Annotated in this window: 7 protein-coding genes; 4 read left to right on the top strand and 3 right to left on the bottom strand. The window is 62.0% G+C overall.

The features are described from left to right. The first annotated feature begins 203 nt into the window (after positions 1-203). From B3H64_RS02260 to B3H64_RS02245, 4 genes are all read left to right on the top strand, one after another. Complete coding sequence (locus B3H64_RS02260) at positions 204-533, top strand: helix-turn-helix domain-containing protein (protein WP_050619377.1); 330 nt, start codon at positions 204-206, stop codon at positions 531-533. A gap of 104 nt (positions 534-637) precedes the next feature. Next, positions 638-1,012: a GntR family transcriptional regulator gene (locus B3H64_RS02255; RefSeq protein WP_050619376.1), complete on the top strand. Its 375-nt coding sequence runs from the start codon at positions 638-640 to the stop codon at positions 1,010-1,012. A gap of 2 nt (positions 1,013-1,014) precedes the next feature. After that, positions 1,015-1,863 (top strand): ABC transporter ATP-binding protein, encoded by an 849-nt coding sequence (locus B3H64_RS02250; protein WP_050619375.1) that lies wholly within the window; start codon positions 1,015-1,017, stop codon positions 1,861-1,863. Continuing rightward, complete coding sequence (locus B3H64_RS02245; RefSeq protein WP_050619374.1) at positions 1,860-2,501, top strand: ABC-2 transporter permease; 642 nt, start codon at positions 1,860-1,862, stop codon at positions 2,499-2,501. Before B3H64_RS02250 ends, B3H64_RS02245 begins: the two co-directional genes overlap by 4 nt. Before the next feature lie 34 nt (positions 2,502-2,535). Here the strand turns inward: B3H64_RS02245 and B3H64_RS02240 are convergent, their stop codons facing one another. The 3 genes from B3H64_RS02240 to serC all read right to left on the bottom strand — a co-directional run. Beyond that, positions 2,536-3,018, bottom strand: coding sequence for a gamma carbonic anhydrase family protein (locus B3H64_RS02240; RefSeq protein ID WP_094762525.1), 483 nt, complete (start codon positions 3,016-3,018; stop codon positions 2,536-2,538). Positions 3,019-3,038: 20 nt separating this feature from the next. After that, complete coding sequence (locus B3H64_RS02235; RefSeq protein WP_286732596.1) at positions 3,039-4,208, bottom strand: phosphoglycerate dehydrogenase; 1,170 nt, start codon at positions 4,206-4,208, stop codon at positions 3,039-3,041. Between the two features lie 52 nt (positions 4,209-4,260). After that, positions 4,261-5,239: 3-phosphoserine/phosphohydroxythreonine transaminase (serC, locus tag B3H64_RS02230; RefSeq protein ID WP_286732593.1), on the bottom strand; the 979-nt coding region annotated here is incomplete at its 5' end.

Genomic DNA, 5,239 nt, shown 5'->3' with positions numbered 1-5,239 from the left:
CCCCGCCATATCGGCGGGGCCCGGTTTCTTTATCCCCCGTTTGTGGGCACAGGGGATTTTTTGGGAAGGTCTCCCAATAAAAGAATAACAAAAATATGGAATAAAATCAAGCACTATTTTTATTAATGGAATAATTGATATAAATATTGGAATATTAAACATCTGGGCCATAAATTTTAGAATAATGGCGCTGGGTGATTGATATGGATAGCAATGTAAGGCTAAAGGCGCTGATCAGTGACAGCGATAAAAAGCAAAAGGCGATTGCCTCCGAAATTGGCATTTCTCCAAGTACATTAAGCAACTATGTAACAGGCGTAAGCAAGATTCCGGGTGATATTGCAGCAAAACTTGCCATCTATTTTAATGTGACGGCGGATTATCTGCTCGGGTTGAGTGATTATCCAGAGAAGCCAGTTATACTTTCGCAAACGGAGCAGGACCTCATCGCCAAGCTCCGGGTGCTGACCGGCGCGGACCGCCAGGTGGTGACCAAGCTGGTTGAGTTTTTGGAGGAACGGGAGACCAGGTGACCAAGATACCAGCCTCAAAAAATGCCGCCCCTATTGACAAGGGGCGGCATTGCGTTTATACTGTACATGCTGGATATATACAGTAACACATCTCGAGGTGGAACATGGACATCATTATCAGCAATTCCGGCGGCGTGCCCATTTACGAACAGATCACCCGGCAGATGAAGGGCCTCATTCTGCGGGGAGATCTGCGCGAGGGGGAGGCCCTTCCCTCGATGCGGCTGCTGGCCAAGGACCTGCGCATTTCCGTCATCACCACCAAGCGGGCCTACGAGGAGCTGGAGCGGGAGGGCTTTCTCACCACCGTTCCCGGAAAGGGCTGCTTTGTGGCCGCCCGGGACCTGGAGCTGGTCCGGGAGGAGACCCTGCGCAGGGTGGAGGAGCACCTGTCCCAGGCGGTGGATCTGGCCAAGGGCGGGGGCGTCACCCTGGAGGAGCTGGAACAGACATTGACGATTCTATATGGAGACGAGTGACCATGAACAATGCCATTGAAGTAAGGGGCCTGTGTAAGGACTACGGAGACTTTCGGCTGGATCATGTGGACCTGACGGTGCCGGGCGGCACCATCCTGGGCCTGATCGGCGAGAACGGCGCGGGCAAATCCACCGTTATCCGGTGCCTGCTGGGGCTGGTGCGGCCCGACGGCGGGGAGATCTCCCTGCTGGGCAGGGCTCCGGAGGAGGCCAAGGAGGACATCGGCGTGGTGCTGGATGAGAGCAGCTTTCACGAGGTGCTCCGGGCCCCGCAGGTGGGGAAGATCTTCGCCGGGCTCTACGCGGCCTGGGACCCGGCGCTGTACGAGCACTATCTGGCCAAATTCGGCCTGCCCAGGGACAAGAAGATCAAGGAATTCTCCCGGGGGATGAAAATGAAGCTGGGCATCGCCGTCGCCCTGAGCCACCGGCCCAAGCTGCTCCTGCTGGACGAGGCCACCGGAGGGCTGGACCCGGTGGTGCGTAACGAGATTCTGGACGAATTCCTGGATTTTATCCAGGAGGAGGACCACGCCGTTCTGATCTCCAGCCACATCACCAGCGACCTGGAGAAGGCGGCGGACTACATCACCTACCTCCACAAGGGGCGGGTGGCGGTCCAGGGGGCCAAGGACGAGCTGCTGGAGGCCTATGGGCGGCTGGTGTGCGGCCGCGGCGACCTGGAGCGGGTGGACCCGGCCTGCCTGGCCGGCGTCCGCCGGGGCCAGTTCGGCTGCGAGGCGCTGGTGAAGGACCGGAGGACCTTTGTCCGCCGGTATCCCGGCCTGACGGTGGACCCGGTGACATTGGAGGACATCATGCTGTTTACGGTAAGGGGGGATGAGGCATGAGCGGATTGGTCCGGAAGGATTTCTACGTTGTCAAGAGCATGGGGCGCAGCTACCTGTTCATGTTCGGCGTGTTTGCGTTCCTGTCCATGATGGGGGTATACGACGGGGTCTCCTTCCTATCGTTCCTGGCGGTGATGATGCTCATCCTGCTGCCCATCAACACCTTCGCCTACGATGAGCAGTCGGGGTGGGAAAAGCTGGCGGCCGCGACTCCCGCCGGACGGCGGGGCGTGGTGGGGGCCAAATACCTTTTCACTGTGCTGTTGCTGGCGGTCGGGCTGGCCCTGTGCGCGGGCATTCAGGCGAGTATGTACGCCTTTGGCATCCACGGCGACGGTACGCTGGGAGAGTGTCTGGAGGCGTCTATGATCACCGTCTGCGCGGGCGGTATCCTGAACGCCATCCTGCTGCCCCTCATCTTTCGGTTCGGGACGCAGAAGAGCCGCATCTTTTTCATGATCGCCATGGGGGTCGGCACGGCGGGTGTGGTGATCCTGATGGGGGTGATCTCCGCCACCGAGACCGGCATCGCGTGGCTGACCGGGGCGGCGGCGTTGCTGATGCCGGTTGCGGCGGCGGCCGCCCTGATGGTATCCTACGCTGTTTCCCTGCAGATTTACGGGAAAAAAGAGCTGTAAAAGATGAGGCGCGGACATTCGTCCGCGCCTCATCCTAGTCTTTGCTGCGGTTGTTCTGGGCCAGGGCCGCATACTCCGCGGCGGCGTGGAGCAGGTACGCCCGCTCCGCGTCTCGCAGAGGGCGGCGGACCTTGGCCGGGTTGCCCATGGCCACCATGCCGGCCGGAATCTCCATGCCCTCGGGCACCAGGGCTCCGGCGGCCACCAGAGCCCCTTTGCCCACCCGGGCCCCGTTGAGGACCACGGCCCCCATACCGATCATGGCGCCGTCCTCCACGGTGCAGCCGTGAACGATGGCCCCGTGGCCGATGCTCACGTCGTCCCCGATGGCCACGGTGCAGCCCGCCGAGCCGTGGATGACGCCGCAGTCCTGAAGGTTGCTGCGCGCCCCGATGGAGATGGGGCACTCATCCCCCCGGATGACCGCGTTGTACCACACGCCGCAGCCGGGGCCGATGGTCACATCGCCGGAGACGTGGGCGCCCGGGGCGATCCAGGCGGTCTCATGGATGGTCATGGAAGCGCCTCCTTTTTCCATCAGTGATTCAGAACGCGGACCCGCAGGATGCCGTCGATGGCCCGAAGCTCGTTGGCCACCGCGTCGCCCACCCGGGCGCTCACGTCCACGATGGTATAGGCGTATTCTCCACGGGATTTGTTGGTCATATTCTCCACGTTCACATGCTCCCGGGAGAGGACCGTGGTGACGGAGGCCAGCATGTTGGGCACGTTGCGGTGGATGATGCACAGCCGGGTCTCGCCGCTCCAGTCCTGGACCAGGTTGGGCAGGTTCACCGCGTTGCGGATGTTGCCGTTCTCCAGATAGTCCTTCAACTCCTGGGCCGCCATGACGGCGCAATTCTCCTCGCTCTCGGGGGAGGAGGCGCCCAGGTGGGGAATGGCCACCACCCGCTTGCCCTGGACGATCTTGTTGTTGGGGAAGTCGGTGACGTAGGCCGCCACCCGGCCGGTCTCCAGAGCCGCCAGCATGTCGTCGTCGTTGACCAGACCGCCCCGGGCCAGGTTGAGGATGCGCACATGGCCCTTCATCATGTTGATGGCGTCGGTGTTGATCATGCCGCGGGTCTCGGGGGTCTGGGGCACGTGAAGGGTGATGTAGTCGCAGTTTTTGTAAATGGTCTCCAGGTCCATGGCCCGGTGGACGAACCGGGACAGGGACAGCGCCGCGTCCACCGACAGGAAGGGGTCGTAGCCGTACACGGTCATGCCAAGCTTGGTGGCGATGTTGGCCACCTGTACGCCGATGGCGCCCAGGCCGATGACGCCCAGGGTCTTCCCCATGAGCTCGGGGCCCACGAACTGGCTCTTGCCCTTCTCCACGGCGGCGGCCACGTCGGCCCCGGAGCCCGCCTGGAGCTTTACCCAGTCGGCGCCGCCCACCACGTCGCGGGAGGCCAGCAGCAGGGCACACACCGTCAGCTCCTTCACCGCGTTGGCGTTGGCGCCGGGGGTGTTGAACACCACGATACCCGCCTCGGAGCAGCGGGCGATGGGGATGTTGTTGGTGCCGGCGCCCGCCCGGGCGATGGCGCGCAGATTCTCGGGAAAGGGGTAGTCCTGCATGTCCGCGGAGCGGACCAGAATGCCGTCCTCGTTTTCCGCGTCGTCGGAGACGGTGAAACGGCTTTTATCCAGCACGGACAGGCCGGCCGGGGAAATTTTATTGAGGGTTTTGATGCGAAACATCTCTCGTTACCTCCCATTTCATCGGAACGGGACCGCCTCCCGGCGGCCCGATTTAATTCTTTTTGTCAAAGTCCTGGATGAAGTCGCAGAGCTTCTCAATGCCCTCGGTGGGCATGGCGTTGTAGATGCTCGCGCGCATGCCGCCCACGTTGCGGTGGCCCTTCAGGTTGGTGAAGCCGGCGGCGGCGGCCTCCTGGACGAACTTGCCGTTGAGCTCCTCGCTCACCGAGCGGAAGGTCACGTTCATGTCGGAGCGGGAGCCGGCCTCGGCGGCGCAGGTGAAGAGCTTGGAGCGGTCCAGCACGTCGTAGAGCATCTGGGCCTTCTTGTGCTTAATGGCCTCCATGCCGGGCACGCCACCCTGGGCCTCCAGCCAGTCCAGCACCAGGCCCAGCATGTAGATGCACCAGCAGGGGGGCGTGTTATACATGGAGTCCTTGTCGATCATGGTCTTGTAGTTCATCATCAGGGGGGTGTAGGGCAACTCGTGGCCGGCCAGATTCTCCCGAATGATGACCACCGTCAGGCCGGCGGGGGCCATGTTCTTCTGCGCGCCGGCGAAGATGACGCCGTATTTGCTTACATCCACCGGGCGGGAGAGAATGTCCGAGGACATGTCGCATACAATGGGGACGGACCCGGTGTCGGGGACGTACTGCCACTCGGTGCCGTAGATGGTGTTGTTGGCGCAGTAGTAGAAATAGGACGCCTCGGGGTCCAACTGGAGCTGGTCCTGGGTGGGGATATAGGTGTGGTTGCGGTCCTCGGAGGAGGCGGCCAGACGGATGGCGCCGTACTTTTTGGCCTCCTTATAGGCGATGTTGGAGAAGTTGCCGGTGACGGCGTAGTCGGCCTTGCCGGTCCGGCCGATCAGGTTCAGGGGAGCCGCGGAGAACTGGCTGGACGCGCCGCCCTGGAGGAAGAGGATCTTGTACCCCTCCGGCACGCAGAAGAGCTGGCGGAACTTGGCCTGGGTGTCGTCAAAGATCTTCTGAAACACCTTAGATCGGTGACTCATCTCCATGACTGAC

It is taken from the genome of Intestinimonas sp. UBA1698, from assembly GCF_002320075.1.
Classification (GTDB): domain Bacteria; phylum Bacillota; class Clostridia; order Oscillospirales; family Oscillospiraceae; genus Intestinimonas; species Intestinimonas massiliensis.
This window is presented reverse-complemented; position numbering and strand designations above follow the sequence as displayed.